Genomic DNA, 23,998 nt, shown 5'->3' on the forward strand with positions numbered 1-23,998 from the left:
ATAGCCCTGAGTTTCGCAACCTTTCGCGACCCCGGTACGCGGCAACCGCAGTTAAGGAACGAATACCCCATGAACGAGGTGGTCCATGCCTGAAGTGATTTTCAACGGTCCGGCCGGCCGGATCGAAGGCCGCTTTCAGCCGGCAAAATCGCGGACGGCGCCCATCGCCCTGATCCTGCATCTGCATCCGCAGTTCGGCGGGACGATGAACAACCAGATCGTCTATCAGCTCTATTACATGTTCGCGAAGCGCGGCTTCGCCGTCCTGCGGTTCAACTTCCGCGGCGTCGGGCGCAGCCAGGGCTCCTTCGACCATGGCCAGGGCGAGCTGTCTGACGCCGCTGCCGCGCTCGACTGGGTCCAGACGGTGCATCCCGACGCGCGCTCCTGCTGGATCGCCGGCTTCTCCTTCGGCGCCTGGATCGGCATGCAGCTCCTGATGCGCCGCCCGGAGGTGGAAGGCTTCATCTCCGCCGCCCCGCCGGCCAACCTGCACGACTTCTCGTTCCTGGCGCCGTGCCCCTCCTCCGGCCTCATCGTCCATGGCGATGCCGACAAGGTGGTGCCGTCCAAGGACGTCCAGACTCTGGTCGACAAGCTCAAGACGCAGAAGGGCATCGTGATCGACCACAAGGTCATCCCGGGCGCCAACCACTTCTTCGAGAACCACATGGACGAGCTGATGGCCGAGTGCGGCTCCTATCTCGACAAGCGCCTCGGCGTCACAAGCGAGATCGCCTGACCGCATCGACGGTCTCCAGACCCTTGAAACGCCGGCCCTTTTGGCCGGCGTTTTCGTATTCCCTTCCCCGCCGGCGGCCCGCCCGGCTATAAGCCGCAGCAACCGCCACCACGCAGGACAGCGCCCATGACCACGCCCGCCTCCACGCCCGCTCTGGTCTTCGATCTCGACGGCACCCTGGTCGACACCCGCCACGACCTTGCCGCTGCGCTCAACGCGGTGATGCGCGAGGAAGGCCTGTCCGGCGTCGAGATCGAGACGCTCGGCCACCTGTTCGGCGTCGGCGCCCGGCCGATGATCGCCAAGGCCCTGTGGGCCAACGGCATCCCCGATCCCGATCCGGCCGAGATCGAGCGGCTCTACCTGCGCTTCATCGCCTTCTACACCGCCGACATCGCCGGCCTCAGCCGGCCGTTCCCCGGCATCCACGAGGCGCTGGAGACGGCCCGCAAGGACGGATGGCGGCTGGCCGTGTGCACCAACAAGTCGGAGCCGATCGCCCGCCAGCTGCTGGACCACCTGAAGATGCTGGATCTGTTCGACTCGCTGGTCGGCGGCGACACGTTCGCTCGGCCGAAGCCGGACGCCGCCCCGGTGCTGGGCGCGGTCGAGCGCGCCGGCGCGCGCCTTGCCGGCTCGGTGATGATCGGCGACAGCAAGACCGACATCGACGCGGCCCGCGCCGCCGGCATCCCGGTCGTCGCCGTCACCTTCGGCTACACCGCCGTGCCGGTGCGCGAGCTCTCGCCCGACGCGGTGATCGATCATTTCGACGAGTTGCATCCGGCCCTGGCGGGACTTCCCGGCCTGCGCTGAGCGCGGCACGGTAGGCGAAAAGCTCCGGCCGTTCAGAAGTCGGTCAAAAGCCGCGACCAGCTCTCCGAGGACAGGCCTTCCGCATAAACGAGGTCCTGGTCCAGCGCCCGGTGCAGGGCCGGCAACCGCCCGGCGATGCAGAAGAAGCCGCGGTGGCGGAAACTCATGTGCTTTTGCGCCTGCAGCGCGTGCATGAGGAAGGGCTGGGTCATCCCGCGCGCCTCGCAATAGCCCTGCCGGTCCAGATCGGCCAGCAGCGCGGCAACGCTCTCGCGCTCGCGTCCTTCCAGGCACAGGAGATTGAGCACGCTGGCCCGCCCCCGGCCCACGCCGCAATAGGCGGCGGCACCGACGGTCGCACCGCTCGTGTCGCGCATCAGGGCGAAGTTCAGCGGCCCGAGCGAGGGATTCGCCGCGACCATACGCGACAGCCAGGCGAATTCGGACGGGTCCCAGTCCGGATGGATGCTGAAACGGCCGAACATCGGCCGCGTCTCGACCAGAAACTGCGTTGCGCCCACCTGCTCCACCGTCATGCCGTCCGGCATGTGCGCCACCAGGAGCGGACGATGGCGCCGCGCGCCCTCATCGAGCAGGCCGAGCGGCGACAGCAGCAACGCACCGGCCTCGCCCCGCAGGCTGCGATGCAGGCGCCTTGCGCAGGCGCTCAGAGGGCGGAAGACCCGGCACCATTCCAGGCTCTGGATCGGCAGGATCCGCCCGCCGCCCGTCTTCCAGTGGGTGGCGCTGGCATCCGAGGCCGTATCGGAAAACAGGAAGTCGTGGCGTTTCGCCCGAAAGTGCCGCGACAGGCAGGCCGCCCCTCGTGCGCCCGTCTCGCCGACGGCCATGAAGTTGCACAGGAGCCGCGCCGTCACCGGCTGCCCGTCGACGCGAAACCGCAGCGGCACGCAGAGAATCGCCGCACTGAGTTCGCCCGCTTCGTTTTCGTAGACCTGGCTGCCGATCTCCGGGGCGAGCTGCGGATGGCCGAAACAGAACGCCTCCAGATAGGCCTCGAGTCCCGGCGCGATGCGCCCGCCCCGGAAGGCGCTGGCGAACATCGCGGCGACGGCGCCGAGATCCCGCCGCTCCATGGGGCGGCTGGAGTGTTGCATCGCATCCCGCAACATCTTGCTGGTCCTGGCGATCTGTCCGTGCATCCGCAAGCTGTACCCTCTTTGCGCCCAGTCTGGCGCAGCAGGCTTGCAGGAGGCTTTACGGACCGGCGGAAAAGGCAGCTCTTCCGGGAAAAAGCGCGCAACTGGTAAACCGGATGCGAACGCTGCAAACTTACGCTAGGTGAGATCGCCCGCAACCGCCGTCTTCCCTGTCAGGAATGCGGGTGCCGGACGCGCGTCGCGCTGTCGGCGGGTGCTTGGCTGGTCGTGCGGGAAGGAATGGTGGGCGATACTGGGATTGAACCAGTGACCTTTCCGGTGTGAACGGAACGCTCTCCCGCTGAGCTAATCGCCCATGGCCTGTCGGCTGGTGAGGGGTATCTAAAGGAGCCGACCGACTTGCGCAAGGCGGAATTTGGTCCCCTGTGGATTTTGCGGTGGAAGCGATGTCGCGCCCGCGCATCGTCATGACGTTTTGTTGACGCCGCCCGGCTTTATTTCATGCGTGTCGGCACATTTTCGCCATACATGTATTCGCCGCCGTTTTTATTTGACAAGCATGTTGCGCGAACACAGACTGACCGAAATTAAAAGCAAAAACCTTCCAATGATCTAGGGGGACCGCCCCTCACAGCTCGGGCACAGCGCATGGCAGACCAGGCCGCATCCACCGAACAGCAGACGGTGGCCCTCATCCTTCTCGATCAGTTCTCGCTGATCGCCTTCACCTCGACCATCGAGCCGATCCGCATTGCCAACCGGGTGCTGGGGCAGGAGTTCTATTCCTGGAAGACCTATTCGGTCGACGGCAATCCGGTGCAGGCCAGCAACGGCTGCCATGTCTCCGTGCAGGGCTCGATCAACGACCTGGACGACGCCGACATCACCCTGATCTGTTCCGGCGTCGACGTGGAGCGCGTGCCGCTGCCGAAGGAACTCGGCACCAAGCTGCGCAAGCTGAATGCGCGCGGGCGCACCTATGGCGCGGTCTGCACCGGCTCCTACGTGCTGGCACGCTACCACCTTCTCGACGGGCGCCGCTGCACGATCCACTGGGAGAACCTGCGCTCCTTCCGCGAGGAATTTCCGGAGATCGAGGTCTCCGGCGACCTCTTCGCCATCGACCGCAACTGCATCACATGCGCCGGCGGCATGGCCGCGCTCGACATGATGCTGCGCGTCATCGCCATCCAGCACGGCGCCTATCTGGCGCACGAGGTGGCCGAGGTCGCGCTCTACCAGAACATGCGCTCGGGCGAGAGCGCGCAGCGCCACGACCTGGAAAGCCGCACCGGCATTTCCAACGTCAAGATCCTCGACGCCATCCGCATCATGGACCTGCATATCGAGGATCCGCTGTCCTGCCAGCAGCTGGCGATGACCGTGAATCTCAGCCCGCGCCAGCTCGAACGGCTGTTCCGCCGCCATTTCGACTGCACGCCGGGCCAATACTATCTCAAGCTGCGGCTGGAGACGGCGCGCGACCTGCTGCGGCGGACCAATCGTCCGGTGCTCGACGTCGCCATCGCCTGCGGCTTCGCCTCCACCTCGCATTTCACCAAGTGCTACCGCGAACGCTACAACTGCACACCGACGGAGGAGCGCCAGTCCTATTTCTGGGCCCAGGGAGGACGCAAGCAGGCCGCCCGCATCGTCGCCCCCGCGCCGCAGCTCGCGAACTCTCGCTAGCGCGCCCCTGCTGCATCGCAGTAGAAAAGTCCGACCCGCGCCAGCCCCCCCCCCCCGCGCCGGTCGGTCAAGATACCGCCGCGCCCGCCTGCGGCCGCACGATGAGACTGCCGCCAGCAACCGGCCGGCGCCTTCGACATGCCCGCATCCGGTTCCCTGCGCCCGGGACCTGACGCCAGGTTTGCCGTTCCTTGGCTGTGCAAACCTTCAGTCGGTGGAGAACTCGGCATTTCTTGCAGTTATGCAAGACACATTAACGTTTGCACGATTAGGGTCTTTGCCGAGTTTACGGACCGTATGTCGGATTCGTTGCGGGAGACGAGCGCCTGATTATGAAATCGTTTGTCGGTTTCGCCGAAAATATCCGCTTTTCCTTGCAGGAAGCGTTCATCGCGCTCGTTCCGTTCGTCGTCCTGATCTCCGCAATCCGGCTGATCGACTTCGCACTTCTCTATAGCGGTGTCGCCGTTCCCTTCCTGGCGAACGAGACGTTGAACGATATCGGCCGCCTGCTGGACGTCGCGATGCCGGTGATGCTGGCGATCTCGGTTTCCTACCAGCTCTCCATCCTGTTCCGCATCGACCGGGTGACCGGGGCTGCGCTGGCGCTCGCCGTCTTCTTCTTCGACACCTACGGCGCCATGTCGATCGACGATGTCGAGGCGATCTCGCTCGCCTCCGTCAACGCGGTGATCGCCCCGCTGCTGGCGCTCATGATCCTGCGTGCCTGCACCAGGCTGCCGCTCCCGCGCCTCCATCACGGCGCGCTCAGCTACAATCTCGAAAATGCGCTGAACATGGCGCTGCCGGCGCTGTTGAGCTTCATTCTCACCGTTGCCGTGCTCAGCGTGCTGCACGATGCCGCCGACGCGATCTATGCCGCCCTTGCCCCCGCCTTCCTGGGGCTCGGCTCGGATCTGGCGCTGGCACTATATCTGGCCGGCTCCCAGTTCATCTGGTTCCTCGGCCTGCACGGCACCAACCTTGCCTATCTCGCCGTGCCGCCCGACTTCGGCGCGTTCGAGGTCGCCAGCGGCCTGTCGCGCGACATGTTCATGACCTCGTTCGTCAATCTCGGCGGATCGGGCGCGACGCTCGGCCTGGCACTGGCGATCCTGCTGTTCTCGCGAAATCCGCACATGCGCTCCATCGCGCTGGTCGCCCTGCCCTTCACCGCCTTCAACATTTCCGAGATCCTCGTCTTCGGCCTGCCGATCGTCCTCAACCTGCGTCTGCTCGCGCCGTTCGTCGCGGTTCCCGTCGTCTGCCAGGCGGTTGCCCTGCTGGCCGTTTCCCACATCGGCCTGGCGGTCTATCCGGCCGAGGTGCCCTGGGTGACGCCGATGTTTCTCAACGTCTACCTGCAGACCGGCGAGGTCTGGGCCGTGCTGCTGCAGGCGGCGCTGCTCGGCGTGAGCACCCTGCTCTATGCGCCCTTCGTGGTCAGGTATGGACGCCTGCGGGAGAACACGCTCGGCCCCTCGCTGCTCAATGACGGCGCCGATTTCGACGATCACATGCGCCGCCAGCACGGCCGCACCGTGTTCGACCACCACACCGAGCTGCTGCGCAACAGCGAGGCGGCCCGCGATGCGGTCGAATTCCTGCGCGAGAACCGGCTCGCCATGCACTACCAGCCGGAGATCGACGCGCGCACCGGCGCCTGCGTCGGCTTCGAGGCCCTGCTGCGGGTGTGGGTGGAGGGGCGCGGCTTTCTCGGCCCCTACTTCCTGGAGACGCTGGAAAACGCCGGCTTCGCGCATCTGATCGACCGCTGGGTCTGCCGCCAGGTGCTGCTGGACCTGGTCCGCGTCCAGGAGGCCGGGCCCGATCTCATCGTCTCCATCAACCTGCATCCCGATACGATCGCCGATCGCGGCACCGTCGACTGGCTGGTCCAGGCCTTCGCCGACATGCCGGTCAGCTTCGAGATCATCGAGCGGGGCCTGCGTTCGGATCCGGCCATTGCCGACAATCTGCGCCGGCTGTCCGGTGCCGGCCTGAGCATCGCCATCGACGATTTCGGCGCCGGCCATTCCAACTTCAACCTGCTGGCCGACCTGCCGGTCAGCATCGTGAAGTTCGACCGCTCGCTGCTGCTGAGCGCGGCCGAACAGCGCGGCCGCATCGTCTACCGAAAGCTCACCGGCCTGTGCCACGAGCTCGGCTACCGGGTCATTGCCGAAGGTGTGGAAACGCGCGCCCAGGCAGACCTTGTCGCCTCCTGCGGCGTCGACCTGATCCAGGGCTGGCTGCATGCCCCGGCCATGCCGCTGGACGAGGCGATCGCCTTCGCCGAGCGTCTCAACGGCGCCGACCTGGTGAAAAGCACCCCGGCCTGCTGGCCGATGCAGCCGCGCAACTGACCTCGCGCCAGGCACTCGCGCCACCATCCGCATTCCTACCGATCAAACTGCCGATCTCATCCCGCTGGAGCCCGGCCGACCGCCGCAACATGGCCTCAAGCTGCGGAGACGATTGACGGATCTGCAATCTTGCAGCCCCCCCGCAGCGCAGTCCCCCGCCTCGCCCCCCGGCCCGCAGCATCCTGCCGGGCAGCTGGAAAGCTGTGCCGGGAAAGGGATCATTAAACCCGTTTTTGACTTCCCCTTAGAATCCTCGCCTCACTGGCGCACACTGATTTCCCGGCCTGGACGGCTGTGAAACGAGGATGCGACGTGCAGCACTTCATCCGGAAGGGAAGCTCCGAAGCGGATGTTCTCCGGCATCTCCTGGCGACCATGCACAAGGGGATCACCGTGATGGATCCACAGTTGCGCCTCGTGGTGGTCAACGATACGGCCTGCCGGCTGCTCGACCTGCCGCGGGAGTTGATCGAGAACACTCCCGATCTGGAAGAAGTCCTGCGCTTCATCGCGCAGCGCGGCGAATACGGCCCCGGCGATCCCGAAGCCCAGGTTCGCCAACGCCTGGAGCTGGCCCGCAGCCGGAAGATGTTCGACATCGAGCGCCAGCGCCCGGACGGCACGGTCCTCAGGGCGCAGGGGACGCCGATGCCGGACGGCGGCTTCGTGACGATCTACACCGACGTCACCGAGGCGCGGCGGCGGAACGATGCCGTCGCCGAGGCCCGCGACCTTCTGGAGGAGCGGCTTCAGGAGCGCACCGCGGAACTGCGCCGCGGTCGCGACCTGCTCGCCAGTACGGTCAATGCGGTCAACGACGGATTGGTGGTGGTCGACGAGAGCGGCCGCATCGTGCTCACCAACAACACGTTCGACCGGCTGTTTCCGAGCGAGCGAAGCTGGACGGACAGCGGCGAAAACATCGTCGACGTGCTGCAGCGGCTCGGCCCGGCAGGGCTTGCAGAGGCGCTGGAAGGCCTGGACACCGATCCCGAGACGCCGAGCGAGTTCCGCTTCGGGGCCCGCAGCTGGTATCGCGTCAGTTGCCGCCCGACCGGCGACGACGGCACCGTGATCTACCGTTTCGCCGACATCACCACGTTCAAGCTCCAGCACCGGGCACTGCAGCAGCACACGGACAAGCTGGTGAAGATGCTGCGCAACGAGCAGAAGATCAACGAGATGCAGCGCGAGTTCGTCTCGATGGCCTCGCACGAGTTCCGCACGCCCCTTGCGATCATCGACAGCAACGCACAGCGCCTGCGCCGGTTGCTCGACCGTCATGTCGCAAGCGGGGCGAACCCGATCGACGACGAGGCCGCGACGGCCCTCACCCGCCGCCTTGGCAACATCCGGGAATCCGTCGACCGGATGCAATACCTGATCAACCGGTTCCTGAGCTTCACGCAGCACCAGTCGGGCGCTCTCGAACTGGAGTTGAAGGAGAGCGCGTTGCGGCCGCTCGTCCAGGCGGTGTGCCTGCGCCAGCAGAGCCTTTGCACGACGCATCTCGTCGACACGGACCTCGATGCCCTGCCCGAGACGGCGAGGATCGACAGCCGCCTCATCGAGCAGTGCATCGCCAACATCCTGTCGAACGCCATCAAGTACTCGGCCGGCCGCGACCGCATCCGCGTTCGCGGCTTCACCGAGAACGGGCACGCGGTCATTCGCATAGAGGACGACGGCGTCGGCATTCCCGAACACGAGATCCCGAAGATCTTCAACCGCTACTTCCGCGCTTCCACCTCCAGCGGCATACCCGGCACCGGCATCGGACTGCACATGACGGATATGATCGTCTCGGAACATCGCGGAAAGCTGCATGTGGTCAGCGAGGTCGGACGCGGCACGGCGGTCGAGATCCGCCTGCCCCACACGGCCGCCCCCGCCGCCCCCCCGACCGCCAACGAGGCAACCCTATGACCCACAAGGCGACGATCCTGTGCATCGAGGACGAGAAGCTGCTGCTGGAGGACCTCAAGGAGGAGCTTCAGGATGCCGGCTACCAGGTTTTGACGGCCTGCAACGGGCAGGAAGGTTTCGATTGCCTCGGACAGCATGTGCCCGATCTCATCATCTGCGACATGATGATGCCGGTGATGAGCGGGCCGGAGCTGCTGGCCCGCATCCGCAGCGAACTGCCGCGGCTGACCCGCGTGCCCTTCATCTTCCTCACCGCGCTCGCCACGCGCGACGACATCATCCAGGGCAAGAAGCTGGGCGCCGACGACTATCTCACCAAGCCGCTCGACTTCGACATGCTGCTGGCCACCGTCGAGGCGCGGCTGAATGAAGTCCGGCGCATCGACGGCGCCCACCGGGCGCAGCTGCTGCAGATCGAGAAGGCGATCCGCCAGTCGCGGCAGGCACGCGGTCCCTTGCGCATCTCTCTCGTCAGCGGTCTGCCCAAGGTCGTCGAGCCGATCCGCGCCGCGCTGGAGGAACTGGGCTGCGAGATCACCCTCGTTCCGGAGGAAAAGCTGAAGCACAAGAGCTACACGTTCGATCGTCAGGACATCGTCCTGCTCGTCTACAGCAAGTTCGTGCATTATTTCCTGCAATACATGACCCGCGAGGGAATTCGCCCGCCGCAGGGAAAGATGATGCTGCTGGCCCCGCCGAACATGAGCGACGCCGCGCGCGCCGGCCTTCTCGAGACCGGCATCGACGGCTTCCTCGACTATCCCTACCGGCCGGTCGAGGTCTTCAAGTTGCTGATGGACCGCCTGCAGCCGGCCTGAGCGGATAGCGCACCCGCGCTCACGCCCACTCCCGGCGCTCCCGGCCGCAAAAACGAAAAAGGCGCGAGCCTTGCGGCCCGCGCCCTTCCGTTCCTCGATGCCCCCCGTATGCACGGGCGAGCGAGCGGTCCGCGGTGCCCCCCCGACAGCGCGGCCCGCCCCGCCTCAGTGCAGGATCTGGCTGAGGAACAGCTTGGTCCGCTCGTGCTGCGGATTCGTGAAGAAGGGTTCCGGCTCGTTCTGCTCGACGATCTGGCCGGCATCCATGAAGATCACGCGGTTCGCCACCTGGCGCGCGAAGCCCATCTCGTGGGTGACGCAGAGCATGGTCATGCCCTCTTCGGCCAGGCTCACCATCACGTCGAGCACTTCCTTGATCATCTCCGGGTCGAGCGCCGAGGTCGGCTCGTCGAACAGCATGATCTTCGGGCTCATGCACAGCGAGCGGGCGATCGCCACGCGCTGCTGCTGGCCGCCCGACAGCTGGCCCGGATACTTCTTCGCCTGCTCGGGGATCTTGACCCGCTCCAGGTAGTGCATGGCGATTTCCTCGGCCTTGGCCTTGGGCATCTTGCGCACCCAGATCGGCGCCAGCGTGCAATTCTCCAGGATCGTCAGATGCGGGAACAGGTTGAAGTGCTGGAAGCACATGCCGACCTCCCGGCGGATCTCGTCGATCTTCTTCAGATCGTCGGTCAGCTCGATCCCGTCGACGACGATGGAGCCCTTCTGGTGCTCCTCCAGGCGGTTGATGCAGCGGATCATGGTCGACTTGCCGGACCCGGACGGGCCGCAGATGACGATCCGCTCGCCGCGCATCACCTTCAGGTTGATGTCGCGCAGCACGTGGAAGTCGCCGTACCACTTGTTCATGTTGGTGATCTCGATGGCGACGTCGGTCTCCGACACCGTCATCCGGCTGCGGATGGGGGTGATGTCCGCGGCATCGACAGCGTTTTCAGTCATGGCTCAGCTCCAAACGTTGTGTCGGCTTCGAAGGGCGCGCGTCAGCGCGCGTGCCCCCGGTGCAGGCGGCGCTCCATGTAGATGGAGTAGCGCGACATGCCGAAGCAGAAGATCCAGAAGACGAAGGCGGCAAAGACGAAGCCCGTCGCCGGCGTGTTGGGCGAAGCCCAGTTCGCGTCGGAGAAGTTCAGCGAGACGATGCCGAGCAGGTCGAACAGGCCGATGATCAGCACCAGGCTCGTGTCCTTGAACAGGCCGATGAAGGTGTTGACGATGCCCGGAATGACCAGCTTCAGCGCCTGCGGCATGATGATCAGGCCGATGCCCTGCCAGAACGACAGGCCCATGGCGTCGGCCGCCTCGTACTGGCCCTTGGGGATCGCCTGCAACCCGCCGCGCACCACCTCGGCCATATAGGCGGAGGCGAACAGGGCGACGCCGATCAGCGCCCGCAGCAGCTTGTCGAAGTTGACGCCGTCGGGCAGGAACAGCGGCAGCATCACCGAGGACATGAACAGCACGGTGATCAGCGGCACGCCGCGCCAGAACTCGATGAAGATCACCGAGACCAGCTTGACCGCCGGCAGCTTCGACCGCCGTCCCAGCGCCAGCAGGATGCCGAGCGGGAACGAGGCGACGATGCCGACGATGGCGACCACCAGCGTCACCAGCAATCCGCCCCACAGCTGCGTCTCCACCGGCCTCAGGCCGAAGTCGTAGGAGACGACGGCGAAGACCAGCGCCAGCGCCGCGTACATCGCCGCCACGACCTTGAGCGGGGAGAGCGGCTCGATGCCCGCATTCCGGCAGATCAGCGCGGTGATGGCGAGCGAGAGCACGGCCAGGATCGCAAGGCCGATCCAGAAGCTCCCCGACAGGTCCACATCGCCGCCGGTCAGCAGGATGAAGCCGGCGATCGGGAAGACGACGAGCAGGTAGAGCACCGTCTCGCGCTTGAACGGCACCTGCGGGATCGCCGCCGGCACCAGGCCGGCGATCAGCAGCAGGCCGGTGAGGTCCACCCGCCAGCGTTCGGGGTCCGGATAGCGGCCATACATGAACTGGCCGAACTTGGCGTAGACGAAGGCCCAGCAGGCCCCGGCCCCTTCCACGACGCAGGCATCGCGGCTGGTGCCGGTCCACACCGCATCGATGAACAGCCAGTTGATGGTCGGCGGCAGGATCAGGGCCAGCATGGCGATGCCGACCACGGTCATGATGGCATTGCCGACACTGTCGAACAGGTTCTGGCGGATCCAGCCGATCGCGCCGGTCTCGGAGACGGGCGGCGCCATGCGCGGCGCCTCGTCGGTTCGCACATAGGCGATTTTCGACACGGTCATCGCCCTACCTCTCCACCAGCGCCATGCGCGAATTGTACCAGTTCATGAAGCCCGAGGTGAGCAGCGACAGGGTCAGGTAGACCAGCATGGTGATGATGATCACCTCCACCGCCTGGCCGGTCTGGTTCAGCACCGTGCCGGCGAACACCGCGACGAGGTCCGGATAGCCGATGGCGACCGCCAGCGAGGAGTTCTTGGTCAGGTTGAGGAACTGGCTGGTCAGCGGCGGGATGATCACCCGCATCGCCTGCGGGATGATCACCAGCTGCAGCGTCCGCCGGGGCCGCAGACCCAGCGAATAGGCCGCCTCCGTCTGGCCGTGCGAGACGGCGAGGATGCCCGCGCGCACGATCTCGGCGATGAACGCCGCCGTGTAGAGCGCAAGTCCCAGCAGCAGGGCCATGAATTCCGGGATGACGACGACGCCGCCGCGGAAGTTGAACCCGGCAAGCTCCGCATAGGCCAGCTCGACCGGCATGCCGGTAACGAGATAGGCAAGGAGCGGCAGGCCGACGATCAGCCCGAGCCCGGCGATCACGCTGGGGAACTGGCGTCCGGTCTCCTGCTGGCGCTTGCGCGCCCAGCGCGAGATGCCGATCGAGGCGGCAATGGCGGCGAGCAGCGCCCACAGGATCGCGGACGACCCCGGCTGGCCGATCACCTCGGGAAGGATCAGGCCGCGATTGTTGAGAAAGACGCCGGGCACCGGCTCCAGCGACTGGCGCGGCGACGGCAGCACGGACAGCACCGCCTTGTACCAGAACAGCAGTTGCAGCAGCAGCGGGATGTTGCGCAGCAACTCCACATACCAGGTGGCGATCTGGCGGATCAGGAAGTTCTTCGACAGCCGCGCGATGCCGACGATGAAGCCGAGCACCGTGGCGATGACGATGCCGATCGATGCCACCAGCAAGGTGTTCAGCAGGCCCACGATGAAGGCGCGGGAATAGCTGCTGTCGTTGGTGTAGGAAACAAGGGACTGGGAGACGTCGAAGCCGGCGCGCTCGGACAGGAATCCGAGGCCGGAGGCGATTCCCGCCCGTTCCAGGTTGATCTTCGCGTTGTAGGCGAAGAAGGCAAGCATCCCCAGGAGGAAGGCGACGACCAGCACCTGGAAGACAACGCCGCGCACGCGCGGATTGTAGAACCAGGATGTGCCGGATCCGCCGCCCGCTTGCTCGCGCTCGGCAGAGCTTGCAGGTGTCATGTCAGACAGGTTCCCCTCGCCGGTTCGCTGTTTTCAGCGTTACCCGATATCCGCTGCGTTCAGCGTAACCCGTAAGTGACTGGCCCGTTCGGGGCCCGTCCGGTCCGGTTTTCCGGACTCGGTCGTTTGTCGTTTCTGCGTCACTTCGAAAAGACCCGGCGCGGATGCCGCGCCGGGTCCGGTGATGCCGTCTTAGCGGATCGGCGGGGCGTACTGCAGGCCGCCCTTCGACCACAGCGCGTTCACGCCGCGGGCGATGCCCAGCGGGGTGTCCGGACCGACCGTCTTGTCGAAGACTTCGCCGTAGTTGCCGACATGCTTGATGATGCGGGCGGCCCAGTCGTTGCTGAGGCCGATGGACTCGCCGAACGTGCCCTCGACGCCGAGAAGGCGACGGATGTTCGGGTTGTCGGAGCCCTTCATCTCCTCGACATTGGCCGAGGTCACGCCCAGCTCTTCAGCGTTGAGCATGGCGTAGTGGACCCACTTGACCAGGTTGAACCACTGGTCGTCGCCCTGGCGCACTGCGGGGCCGAGCGGCTCCTTGGAGATGATCTCCGGCAGCACGATGTGCTCGGCCGGGTCGGTCAGCTGCAGGCGGATCGAGTACAGGCCCGAGGCGTCGGTCGTGTAGACGTCGCAACGGTTGGCGTCGTAGGCGGCGTTCACCTCCTCGAGCTTCTCGAACACGACCGGCTTGTACTCCATGCCGTTGGCCTTGAAGTAGTCGGTCAGGTTCAGCTCGGTGGTGGTGCCGGTCTGCACGCAGACGGAGGCGCCGGACAGCTCGAGAGCCGAAGAGACGCCGAGCGACTTGCGGACCATGAAGCCCTGGCCGTCATAGTAGTTGACGCCGGTGAAGTTCAGGCCGAGCGTCGTGTCGCGGCTCATCGTCCAGGTGGTGTTGCGCACCAGCACGTCGACTTCGCCGGTCTGCAGCGCGGTGAAGCGCTCCTTGGCGGTCAGCGGGGTGAACTTGACGGCATTGGCATCGTCGAAGATCGCCGCGGCGATGGCGCGGCAGGTGGAGACGTCGAGGCCGGTCCACTCGCCCTTGTCGTCCGGAGCCGCAAAACCGGCCAGGCCGGTGTTGGAGCCGCACTGCAGGAAGCCCTTCGCCTTGACGTCGTCGAGCGTCGCGGCGGAAGCGGCGGTGGCCGTCAGGCCGAGCGCCGCGCCGAGCACGATCGGAAGCAGTTTATGCGTCATGGATATGCAGCCTTCTCTTTTGCCCTGTCTAATCTGGGTTTTTTCGAGATCACGCGTGCGGGAATCAGGATGCGGCCATGATGCGTCTGCGAAAAGCAGTGTCGGCACAGGATAACCCCCTCCCGGCATGTCCGCGGCCCTTCTTGTTTTCTGGCCGTCGGAGATGCCACCGTCATCTCATGGATGCATTCGATGGCATTTATCGCTAAGGGTCAAGTACCCGACGCACCGTAAGGTACGATTTGCGAAAAATTTTTCGCTAACTGAAAATCCAGTCAACACACCGCGAAAGGTCCTTTATGTCCGCCTCCCAGTCGAACCGCGCCCGGGGTCTTGCAACGAGGCTCACCCATGCCGGACGCAAGCCCGAGGACTTCCACGGATTCGTGAACCCGCCCGTGGTTCACGCTTCCACGGTGCTGTTTCCGGACTGCGCGACCATGCTCTCCGGCGGCCAGACCTATCACTACGCCCGCCGCGGCAATCCGACGACCGATGCGCTGGAGGAGGCGCTGGCCGAGCTGGAGGGCGCGGCCGGCGTGCGCCTTGCCGCCTCTGGCCTCAATGCCGTCTCGGTGGCGCTGCTGTCGTGCCTTTCCTCCGGCGACCATGTCCTGATCACCGACAGCGCCTATGGCCCGACGCGCCATTTCGCCGAGACCACCTTGAAGCGGCTCGGCATCGCGGTCGACTATTACGACCCGGCGGTCGGCGCCGGCATCGAGGCGCTGTTCCGGCCCAACACCCGCGCGGTGATGACCGAGGCGCCGGGCTCCCTCACCTTCGAGATGCAGGACATCCCGGCGATCGCCGAGGTCGCCCATGCGCGCGATGCGCTGGTCGTGATGGACAACACCTGGGCGACGCCCTGCTTCTTCGACGCCATCGGCCACGGCGTCGACCTGTCGGTGCAGGCCGGCACCAAGTATCTGATCGGCCATTCCGACGCGATGCTGGGCACGGTGGCGGCCAGCGAGCGGGCCTGGCCGGGCCTGAAGGAGACCCACGGCGCGCTCGGCATGCATGTGGGGCCGGACGACGTCTATCTGGCCTTGCGGGGCCTGCGCACGCTGGAGGTGCGCCTGCGCCGCCACATGGAGAACGCGCTGGAGATCGCCCGCTGGCTGGAGGAGCGGCCCGAGGTCGCCCGCGTGCGCCATCCGGGGCTGGAGAGCGACCCGGGCCACGCCATCTGGAAGCGCGATTTCGCCGGCGCCTGCGGCCTCTTCGCCTTCGACTTCGTCGACAGCGTCAGCGAGGCGCAGAGCCACGCCTTCCTCGATGCGCTGGAACTGTTCGGCCTCGGCTATTCCTGGGGCGGCTTCGAAAGCCTCGCCATTCCCGTCCGGCTCAAGGGCGCGCGCACGGCAACGCCGATGCCGACCGGCGGCCCCAGCGTGCGACTGCATATCGGCCTGGAGGACACGGCCGACATCCGCGCCGACCTTGAAGCCGGCTTCGCCGCGCTGAAGGGCTGAGGAAAACGTGCGTCCGGCGCAGCGTTACTGCGCTGTGCCGGATGCAGCAGGCTCCGAAACGCCAGTCTCCGAACTATCAGTCTCCGAACTATCGGTCTCCGGAACACCAGTCTCCGGAACATCTGGCTGGGACACGACAGGCTCGGCGGCAACCGCCGCCGGAGCCGACGCCGGCGCCAGCGACGCCGCGACTGATGGAAGGGTGAAGGCCCACACGGCGGCGGCCAGCAGGATGCCCGCGCCGAGGGCCGGCATCAGGGCGGCAGCGGCCTCGCCGCGCGCCAGCCGCCGCAGCGCCGAGACCCCCGGCACCAGCGCAAGCAGCGCGATCACCGCGCCCGGCGGCGAGGGCCAGGATCCCGTCAGCGGGCCGGCGACAAGGTTTGCCGCCACCAGCGCGACGAGCGGCACGGCGAAAAGGCCGGCGGCCGCATAGCGCAGGATCCGCCCCGGGCGATGCGGCGCGGCGCCCTCGTCCCCCCGCGACAGCAGCAGCGCGGCCAACCCGGCCAGCGCCGGCACCAAGAGCAGGGCCTGCTGCGGCGCCTTGGCCGGCAGCAGCTCGATCAGCAGCCAGAGCGGCACCAGGCAGCACAGGAAGAACACCACCTGCGGCGAGCGCGTGCTGCGCAAGAGCATCGGCAGGCCGAGCAGCAGGAAGGCCGGCAGCGGCCACATGGCCACCAGCGAAAACAGCAGATGCGCGAGCGGCGGGGCGCCGAAGCCTCGCGCGCCGAGCGAGGACCCGATCCCTGCCCCACTGAGTATCCCGGCAAAGAGCTCCATGCTCCCGCCCGACAGGATCCCGCCCTCGCCGCGCAGCGCGCTCGCGAGCGTCCAGGGCAGCACGATCAGCGCAAGGATCGCCAGGCCGGGCAGCGGCAGCAAGCGGGCGAGCCAGCGCACATTGCGCGCGGCAAGGCACAGCGCCAGCACACTCAGCCCGGCGACCACCGGCCCGCTCAAGCCGGCCATCAGCACCGACGACCCGAGCCCCACCCAGAAGATCGCCGCCAGCCCCCTGGCCGCAAGAGAACCGGGAGAGGACGCGCCGGGCGTTCGGGAGAGCCAGATCCGGGCGAGCGCGCCCTGCATGGCAAGGATCGCGGCCAGCAACAGCGCGTCCGGTTCCCCGAGCCGCGCGGCAGCTCCCAGAGGCAGCGCGGCCGCCGTCAGCGCCCCGGCAAGCAGGGCCGGCGGCGGCGCGACGAAGGCTCTGGCGCACCAGTAGCCCAGCAGCACGGCAAGCACGGCCCCGGCCAGCGAAGGCAGGCGGAAGATCCATAGCGGGGCCTCAGCGCCCTGCCCGCTCGCCGCCGCGCTCAGGGCCTGCAGCAGGGGCAGGCCCGGCGGCACGATGCGCTCGCTGCCGTCGCGCAGCCGCGTGTCGACGAGATCGCCGCTCGTCAGCATGTGCCGCGCGGTCTCGACGATCTGCGTCTCGCCAATCTGAGGTTCGCCAATCTGCGTCTCGCCAATGCCCAGCGGCGGCGCCGACACAAGCCCCGGCAGATAGAGCGCCAGGGCGAGCAGCAGCAGCGCCAGCGGCGCCAGGCCCCGATGTCCCAGCAATCGCAGCCAGCGCGCGCCGGGTCCGGAAAACCGCACCTCGAAGCTGCCTGTGGATTGCCGCGCCTGTGTATCCGTCATGTCACGCTCGCCTGCTACTGCGCTCGCCTTGCCCGTTCCTGCGTTTCCTACAGGAGCGCGGGACAAAGGGGAACCGGAGGCCGCAGCAAAGCCCCTCCTTCCCCTCTCGCGCGAAGCCGGGACATCCGCTAAATCGAACGGATGCGCTTGCCGCAGCCGACCTTTCCAGGGAGACCTTGATGACACTGATCGCCCAGATCACAGACCTGCATGTACGCCCCAGCGGGACGGCCTGCTACCGGGTCAGCGAGACCAACATGCTCGCCCGCCGCGCCGTCGAGGCCCTCAATGCCCTCGACCCGCAGCCCGATGCGGTGATCATCACCGGCGATCTCGCCGACACGCCGGACCCGCGCGAATACGGCGGCGTGCAGCGCCTCGTCTCCCTGATCAAGGCGCCGGTCTATGTGCTTCCGGGCAATCACGATTCGGCGGCGATGATGCGCGAGACGCTGATCGGCGTCGGCCCGATCAACGAGGGCGAGAACGGCAAGATGCACTATGCCGTCGACATCGGCGACGTGCGCCTGATCGCGCTCGACAGCTCGGTGCCCGGCGCGCCCCACGGCACTCTCGGCGAGGCACAGCTCGCCTGGCTGGACGCGACGCTCGCCGCCAGCGCCCGGCCGACGCTGATCGCCCTGCACCATCCCCCGGCGCTGACCGGCATTGCCCACATGGACACGATCGGGCTTGCCGATTCCGCCGCCTTTTCCGCGGTCGTCTCGCGCCATTCCCATGTGCGGCGCGTCATGTGCGGCCATGTCCACCGGGCGATCGTCGCCTCGGTCGGCCACACGGTCATGACCCTGTGCCCCAGCACCGCCCACCAGGTGCATCTCGACTTCGTCGACCGCGGCAGCGGCCATTTCATCATGGAGCCGCCGGCCTTCTTCCTGCACCACTATGCGCCGGAAAGCGACGTGGTCAGCCACCTTGCCTATGTCGAGCGGTTCCCCGGGCCGTTCCCCTTCTTCGCCGACGAAGGCATCAGCTGGTAGGCGAAAGGCCGCCTCAGACCCGGGCGAGATGGCGCACGATCCGCCACTGATGGTGGGCGACGCGTGCAAGCCATCTCTGCCCGTCGAGGCGGGCCAGCGCGGTCTCCGCGTCGATCTCGCGCGCCGCGGCGGCATCGATCGCCCCGGCGCGCAGGCGGTCCCCCTGCTTGCGCAATTCGTGCTGGAAGCGGGCGAGCCGCGCTTCCGGCGGGCGCCGCCCGGCCTCCGCGCCCGTCCCGGCCAGCTGCCCGGCCGCCTGCCGCGACAGGCCCGCCAGCAGATGCACCCGCCGCCCCAGTCTCGCATCGTCGTGCAGGCCGGCAATGCGCGCATCCTGCGCCGCCCGGGCCGACAGCCGCGACAGGTGGTCGAGCGCATGGCGCAGGGACAGGTTGCGGGAGTGCGCCGCCCGGTCGCCGCGGTCGGTGCGCAGCCCGTCGACATAAAGCCGCAAGGAGGAGATCCCGGCCGCGACCTCGTCGAGCCGCCCGTTGCCGGCGCCGGGCTCGTCCTCCTCCAGCTTGTCCGCCACCACCAGGAACAGACGCGCGGCCAGCTCGCGCGCCGTGACCCCGGCCGCATCGAGCGCCGCCGCCGGCTCGGCCAGCAGCGCGGGGTCCAACCGCCCGGCCCCGGCCGGCTGGCGGTCCGGAACCAGCCGCTCGATCAGCCGGGTGAAGCTTCCGGTGAACGGCAGGATCGCCAGCACCCCCAGGACGTTGAAGCCCGTGTGGAAGGCGACAAGCGCAAGCTGCGCATTGCCGGCCCCGCCGCCGACCCGCTCCGCCAGCATCGCGAACGGCGTCAGCAACAGGAAGGCGATCACGGCCGTCATCAGGTTGTAGACCACATGGGCGATGCCCGTGCGCCGCATCGCCACCGATCCGCCGAGAGAGGCGAGCAGCGCCGTTGCCGTCGTGCCGATGTCCATGCCGATCACCAGCGCCGCCGCCTGCGGCAGCGTGATCGACCCGGCGGCCAGCGCCGCCAGCGCCATCACCACGCCGGCGCTGGACGACTGGGTCACCAGCGTCACCGCGATGCCGATGCCGATGAGCTGCAGCCGGCCGAGCAGGCCGTCGCCAGGAAAGCTGTCGGGCGTCACGATGCCCTCGAAGGCGGCCAGCCCGTCTTTCAGCGCATCGACGCCGAGGAACAGCAGGCTGAAGCCGGTCAGCGCCCAGCCGGCCTGCGCCACCCGCCCGCGCGCCAACAGGCGCAGCAGGACACCGGCCAGCAGCAGCGGCAGGGCGACCATGCCGAGATCCAGCTTGAAGCCGACCAGCGCCACGATCCAGCCCTTGGCCGTGGTGCCGATATTGGCCCCGAGCACGATGCCGAGCGCCTGGGGAAAGCTCATCAGGCCGGCCCCGACGAAGCCGACCGCGGTCACGGTGGTGGCGCTCGACGACTGCAGGACGGCGGTGCAGGCCGCCCCTGCCATCACGCCGCTTGCCGGGCTGCCCGTCAGGCGGGCGAGGGTCCGCCGCAGCGAGCCGCCGGCCAGCGTCCGCAGCCCGTCGGTCAGAACCACCATTCCCGTCAGGAAGAGCCCGACCCCGCCGAGCGCCAGAAGTCCGTTCGCGATCATCCGCCGATCATGCGCCGACCCTCGACCCGCGGCAATCGGGACCAGTCCCGAGGCGGAGCCTGCCCCCTGCTTTTGTCCCGTCCCGCAACGGCTATTGCAGTCCGAAACAGGCCGGCGAGCGTAACGCGCCTGTAAACCAAGACTCGAGCCAATGTTGGACGACGGCAGAAATATCAATTTTCATTATACGGAAATTGGACTTACACTCGTAGAACGCGAAAAGGGCGGCCGACGTCCGCAAGGGGCGACGGCCTCCCGGCATTTAGCCGGCAGTCCCGGCACGTGCCAGCAGCAGCCGGAAGAGACCTGTGGCAAGCACATCGGCGAAACCGGAACTGGACGACAGGCGACGTGCCGCGCGAGCGCGAGCGCTCGACACCCCTGCGGCACGACTGATCCTTGCCAATCCCCTTCCCTTCGCCGTCATGCGCGTGTCGCGCGGCGCACACGACAGCCGCTACCGGATCGACTACATCAGCGACACCTGCCAGGCCGTATGGGGCCTCTCGCGCGCTGAAATCGGCGACAATCCCCGCCTGCTGTGGAGCCGGATCGATCCCGACGACCTGACCCATTTCGGCGACCGGCTGCGCGCCGCAGAGCGGGGCCGCCACGAATGGACTGCGACCTTCCGCATCCGCGGCGGCGACAGCGGCCGCGAGAAATGGGCGGTCGCCCGCGGCCTGCCCCGTTCGGACCTGCCGGGCGATGCCTGGAACATCACCGTCACCGACATCACCGCGCAGATACAGGCCTATGCCGACCTGCAGGCCAGCGAGGCGCGGTTCCGCGCCCTGGCGGAGAACATTCCCGGCGCCGTCTTCCGCTACCGCCTGCGCGTCGACGGCACCCACCAGATCTTCGACATGACGCCGGGCAGCGTCGCCATCTGGGAGCTGCCGGCGGAGGAGATCAACAACGACCCCGCCCCCATCTGGCAGATGATCCATCCCGAGGATGTGCCGCCGATGCTGGAATCGGTGCTGGAGTCCGCCCGCACCCTGCAGCCCTGGCATTACATCTGGCGCCTGACGACGCCCTCGGGCCGGTTCAAGTGGTTGGAAGGACGCGGCCTGCCGCGCCGCGAGGAGAACGGCGACACCGTCTGGCACAGCGTCATCATCGACGTCACCGAGCAGCGGAAGAAGGACGAGGATATCCGCCGCCTTGCCGAGCGGGACGAGCTGACCGGCCTTGCCAACCGCAGCCTGTTGCGCCGCCGCCTCGACGAGGCCCTGCGCCAGCGTCTTGCCGATGGCGGCCGCGGCGCGCTGATCCTGCTCGATCTCGACCACTTCAAGGACATCAACGACACGCTCGGCCACGATGCCGGCGACATCTTCCTGCGCGCCACCGCCGAGCGGCTGACCGAGAGCGTCTGCCATCAGGACATCGTCGCGCGGGTCGGCGGCGACGAGTTCGTCGCCGTGCTGCCGCAGATCGCCAGCGAGGACGCGGTGCTGGCCACCATCGGTCGCATCGCCGCGCGCCTCGCCGACGACGTGCATATCGAGGGGCACGTTCTGTCGAGCAGCGTCTCCATGGGCATCGCCTTCTTTCCCCGCGACGGGCAGACCCCGAACACGCTGCTCAAGCATGCGGACATCGCCCTGTTCGAGGCCAAGGCCGCCGGCCGCCAGACCCATGTCTTCTTCTCGCCCGCCCTGCGCGAGACGCGCGAGCGCCGCCGCACCCTTGCCGAGGCGCTGCGCACCGCCATCGCCGCCGATGCGCTGTCCATCGCCTTCCAGCCCATCGTCGAGGCCGGCAGCAGCAACCACAGGGGCTTCGAGGCGCTGGCCCGCTGGACGCTGGACGGCCAGTCGATCTCGCCGGCCGAGTTCATTCCGCTTGCCGAGGAAACGGGCCTTGCCGTACCGCTCGGCAAGGTGCTGCTGGCCCGCGCCCTGCGCCTTGCCGTGAAGCTCGCCGAGACCGGCATCGATCCCGGCACGATCTCGGTGAACGTCTCGGCCGCCCAGCTGCGCGAGCCCGATTTCGCCGCGACCGTCGCCGCCATGCTCGCCGAGCACGGCTTGCCGCCCGAGCGACTGGAGATCGAGGTGACGGAGACGGTGATCTTCGGCCGCTTCGCCGAGCAGATCGCGTTGACCCTGCGCGAGTTTCGCAGGCTCGGGATCCGCATCGCGCTCGACGATTTCGGCACCGGCTATGCCTCGCTCGCCCATCTCAAGCGCATCCAGGTCGACCGACTGAAGATCGACCAGTCCTTCGTGCGCGATATCGAGGCCGATGGCGACGATGCGGTGATCGTGCGCACCGTGATCGGCCTTGCCAAGGCGCTCGGCATGGATGTGGTGGCCGAAGGCATCGAGACGCACGAGCAGCTGGATTTCCTGCGTCGCCACGGCTGCGACCTGGCCCAGGGCTATCTCTTCGGCCGGCCGACCACCAGCGAGGAAGATCTGGTCAGCTACCTGAACGCCGCCGACCGCGAGTGACGCACGGGCTGCAATCGGCGGACCGGCGCAACGCACCGGCCCCTCCGTTCGCCCCCCTGGCGCGCCAGCGCGTTTAGCGGGCGAGAACCGTCGCCGCCTCGCGGGTGCGCTTGAAGGCGCTGTCGATCTGGGTCACGGCCGCACCGATATCGGTGATCGAGCTGGAAATGTCGCCGACCGCACCGGCGACCTCGTGCATGCTCTGCGACATGCCGCAGGTTACGACGCTCTGCTCTTCCACCGCAGAGGCGGCCGCCGCGACCTGCGCGAACAGCGTGTCCACCGCCCCGCGGATATTCTCCAGCGTGCCGGCCACACTGCCCGTGATCGCCTGCACGCCGTCGATCTCGCGCGAGATCTGGTCCGTCGCCTTGGCCGCCTCGCCGGCAAGGTTCTTCACCTCGCTCGCCACCACGGCAAAGCCCCGTCCTGCTTCGCCGGCCCGGGCCGACTCGATGGTCGCGTTCAGCGCCAGCAGGTTGATCTGCCCGGCAATGTCCTGGATCAGGCTGACGATGCCGCCCATCGCGGTCGCCGCGCCGACCAGCTTGCTCGTCGCCGCCTCCGCGTCCCTGGCGTGGGTGGCGGCGCTTTCCGTCGCAATGCGCGAGCGCGACATGTTCTGCGAGATCTCGGCGATGGACGAGGCCAGTTCCTCCGCGCTGGAGGCCAGCATCTGGACGTTCTCGGACGTCTTGCCGACCGCTCCGGCCACGGTCTCGGCCCGCTGGTCGGACTTCGACAGCGCGGTCTCCACCTCGACGAAATTCTCGTCGATCATCTTGCGCAGGTTGGCCAGCAGCTGCATCTGCGCGGTGATGTCGGTGGCGAACTTGACCACCTTGTAGGGTACCCCGTCCGGCGTCAGGATCGGATTGTAGGAGGCCTCGATCCACACTTCCCTGCCGCCCTTGCCGAAGCGGCGGAACTGGCCGGCCTGGAACTCGCCGCGCCGCAGCCGCGCCCAGAACTCGCGATAGTCCGAGCTCTCGGCATAGGCGGGATCGACGAACATGCGGTGATGTTGCCCGCGGATCTCGTCGAGGCCGTAGCCGACCGTCGACAGGAAGTTCTCGTTCGCGTCCAGGATGTTGCCGTCGAGATCGAAGGCGATGACCGCGCTGACCTTGCCGATGGCCTCGACCTGGCCCGTCATCTCCGCATGCTCGCGGGTGCGCTCCGTCACGTCGGAGGCGAACTTGACGATCTTGTAGACCCGGCCCTTGCCGTCGAGGACCGGATTGTACGAAGCCTCGATCCACACTTCGCTGCCGTCCTTAGCGTAGCGCTTGAACCGGCCCGCCTGGAACTCGCCGCGCCGCAGCCGCTCCCAGAAGGCCTTGTAGTCGGGACTGTCCGCCACCGCCTTGCCCACGAACATCGAGTGATGGCGCCCGCGGATCTCCTCGATCGTATAGCCGAGCGCATTGAGGAAGTTGCGGTTGGCATCCTGCACCGTGCCGTCCGGCTTGAACTCGATGCGGGCCTGCGACCTGTCCAGCGCGCTGGCAATGGCGTCGCAATCTGACTGCCGGCGGCGACCTGAAAGAAACATGCATCCTCCTTCCACCTCGAAAGGCGGCCGTGAAATACCTGAATCCCTCCCCATTTTT

At 67.3% G+C, this 23,998-nt stretch carries 17 protein-coding genes and 1 tRNA gene; 9 read left to right on the forward strand and 9 right to left on the reverse strand.

Features of this window, described 5'->3' with window-relative positions; translation table 11 throughout:
- Window positions 1-85 precede the first annotated feature (85 nt).
- Both GH266_RS02560 and GH266_RS02565 read left to right on the forward strand, forming a co-directional pair.
- Window positions 86-742, forward strand: a complete 657-nt coding sequence (locus GH266_RS02560; RefSeq protein WP_120267749.1) for an alpha/beta hydrolase — start codon at window positions 86-88, stop codon at window positions 740-742.
- Window positions 743-868: 126 nt separating this feature from the next.
- Complete coding sequence (locus GH266_RS02565) at window positions 869-1,558, forward strand: HAD family hydrolase (protein WP_158192499.1); 690 nt, start codon at window positions 869-871, stop codon at window positions 1,556-1,558.
- A 32-nt stretch (window positions 1,559-1,590) separates the two neighbouring features.
- On the opposite strand, the gene GH266_RS02570 is transcribed toward GH266_RS02565, so the two are convergent.
- Together GH266_RS02570 and GH266_RS02575 are read right to left on the reverse strand one after the other, a co-directional pair.
- Window positions 1,591-2,676, reverse strand: coding sequence for a GNAT family N-acetyltransferase (locus tag GH266_RS02570; RefSeq protein WP_158192500.1), 1,086 nt, complete (start codon window positions 2,674-2,676; stop codon window positions 1,591-1,593).
- A gap of 283 nt (window positions 2,677-2,959) precedes the next feature.
- Window positions 2,960-3,034 (reverse strand) — tRNA-Val (locus tag GH266_RS02575).
- A gap of 293 nt (window positions 3,035-3,327) precedes the next feature.
- On the opposite strand from GH266_RS02575, the gene GH266_RS02580 reads away from it, so the two are divergent.
- From GH266_RS02580 to GH266_RS02595, 4 genes are all read left to right on the forward strand, one after another.
- Window positions 3,328-4,368 carry a GlxA family transcriptional regulator gene (locus tag GH266_RS02580; protein WP_158192501.1) on the forward strand — a complete coding sequence of 347 codons (1,041 nt, stop codon included), beginning with the start codon at window positions 3,328-3,330 and terminating at the stop codon, window positions 4,366-4,368.
- A 332-nt stretch (window positions 4,369-4,700) separates the two neighbouring features.
- Window positions 4,701-6,734 carry an EAL domain-containing protein gene (locus GH266_RS02585; RefSeq protein ID WP_158192502.1) on the forward strand — a complete coding sequence of 678 codons (2,034 nt, stop codon included), beginning with the start codon at window positions 4,701-4,703 and terminating at the stop codon, window positions 6,732-6,734.
- 375 nt (window positions 6,735-7,109) lie between these two features.
- Window positions 7,110-8,660 carry a sensor histidine kinase gene (locus GH266_RS02590; protein ID WP_280524836.1) on the forward strand — a complete coding sequence of 517 codons (1,551 nt, stop codon included), beginning with the start codon at window positions 7,110-7,112 and terminating at the stop codon, window positions 8,658-8,660.
- Window positions 8,657-9,478, forward strand: coding sequence for a response regulator (locus tag GH266_RS02595; protein WP_158192504.1), 822 nt, complete (start codon window positions 8,657-8,659; stop codon window positions 9,476-9,478). Before GH266_RS02590 ends, GH266_RS02595 begins: the two co-directional genes overlap by 4 nt.
- Window positions 9,479-9,643: 165 nt before the next feature.
- On the opposite strand, the gene GH266_RS02600 is transcribed toward GH266_RS02595, so the two are convergent.
- From GH266_RS02600 to GH266_RS02615, 4 genes are all read right to left on the reverse strand, one after another.
- A complete protein-coding gene (locus tag GH266_RS02600) occupies window positions 9,644-10,444 on the reverse strand; it encodes an amino acid ABC transporter ATP-binding protein (RefSeq protein ID WP_158192505.1) in 801 nt (266 codons plus the stop codon).
- A gap of 41 nt (window positions 10,445-10,485) precedes the next feature.
- Entirely contained in the window at window positions 10,486-11,787 is a 1,302-nt protein-coding gene (locus GH266_RS02605; RefSeq protein WP_158192506.1) for an amino acid ABC transporter permease, read from the reverse strand.
- Between the two features lie 4 nt (window positions 11,788-11,791).
- The gene (locus GH266_RS02610; RefSeq protein ID WP_158192507.1) at window positions 11,792-12,994 is read right to left on the reverse strand and encodes an amino acid ABC transporter permease; all 1,203 of its coding nucleotides are present in this window, start codon (window positions 12,992-12,994) and stop codon (window positions 11,792-11,794) included.
- 192 nt (window positions 12,995-13,186) lie between these two features.
- Window positions 13,187-14,203, reverse strand: a complete 1,017-nt coding sequence (locus tag GH266_RS02615; protein WP_158192508.1) for an amino acid ABC transporter substrate-binding protein — start codon at window positions 14,201-14,203, stop codon at window positions 13,187-13,189.
- Between the two features lie 299 nt (window positions 14,204-14,502).
- Between GH266_RS02615 and metC the strand changes: the two genes are divergently transcribed.
- Complete coding sequence (gene metC, locus GH266_RS02620) at window positions 14,503-15,681, forward strand: cystathionine beta-lyase (protein ID WP_158192509.1); 1,179 nt, start codon at window positions 14,503-14,505, stop codon at window positions 15,679-15,681.
- A 24-nt stretch (window positions 15,682-15,705) separates the two neighbouring features.
- Here the strand turns inward: metC and GH266_RS02625 are convergent, their stop codons facing one another.
- A complete protein-coding gene (locus tag GH266_RS02625) occupies window positions 15,706-17,331 on the reverse strand; it encodes an ArnT family glycosyltransferase (protein ID WP_158192510.1) in 1,626 nt (541 codons plus the stop codon).
- A 179-nt stretch (window positions 17,332-17,510) separates the two neighbouring features.
- Between GH266_RS02625 and GH266_RS02630 the strand changes: the two genes are divergently transcribed.
- Entirely contained in the window at window positions 17,511-18,332 is an 822-nt protein-coding gene (locus GH266_RS02630; RefSeq protein WP_158192511.1) for a phosphodiesterase, read from the forward strand.
- Between the two features lie 13 nt (window positions 18,333-18,345).
- Here the strand turns inward: GH266_RS02630 and GH266_RS02635 are convergent, their stop codons facing one another.
- Window positions 18,346-19,923 (reverse strand): Na/Pi cotransporter family protein, encoded by a 1,578-nt coding sequence (locus GH266_RS02635; RefSeq protein WP_158192512.1) that lies wholly within the window; start codon window positions 19,921-19,923, stop codon window positions 18,346-18,348.
- A 308-nt stretch (window positions 19,924-20,231) separates the two neighbouring features.
- Here GH266_RS02635 and GH266_RS02640 point away from each other — a divergent pair, with 308 nt between their 5' ends.
- The gene (locus GH266_RS02640) at window positions 20,232-22,385 is read left to right on the forward strand and encodes a putative bifunctional diguanylate cyclase/phosphodiesterase (RefSeq protein WP_158192513.1); all 2,154 of its coding nucleotides are present in this window, start codon (window positions 20,232-20,234) and stop codon (window positions 22,383-22,385) included.
- Between the two features lie 73 nt (window positions 22,386-22,458).
- On the opposite strand, the gene GH266_RS02645 is transcribed toward GH266_RS02640, so the two are convergent.
- Complete coding sequence (locus GH266_RS02645) at window positions 22,459-23,940, reverse strand: methyl-accepting chemotaxis protein (protein ID WP_158192514.1); 1,482 nt, start codon at window positions 23,938-23,940, stop codon at window positions 22,459-22,461.
- Between the last annotated feature and the right edge of the window lie 58 nt (window positions 23,941-23,998).

This window comes from Stappia indica (assembly GCF_009789575.1).
Lineage (GTDB): Bacteria > Pseudomonadota > Alphaproteobacteria > Rhizobiales > Stappiaceae > Stappia > Stappia indica_A.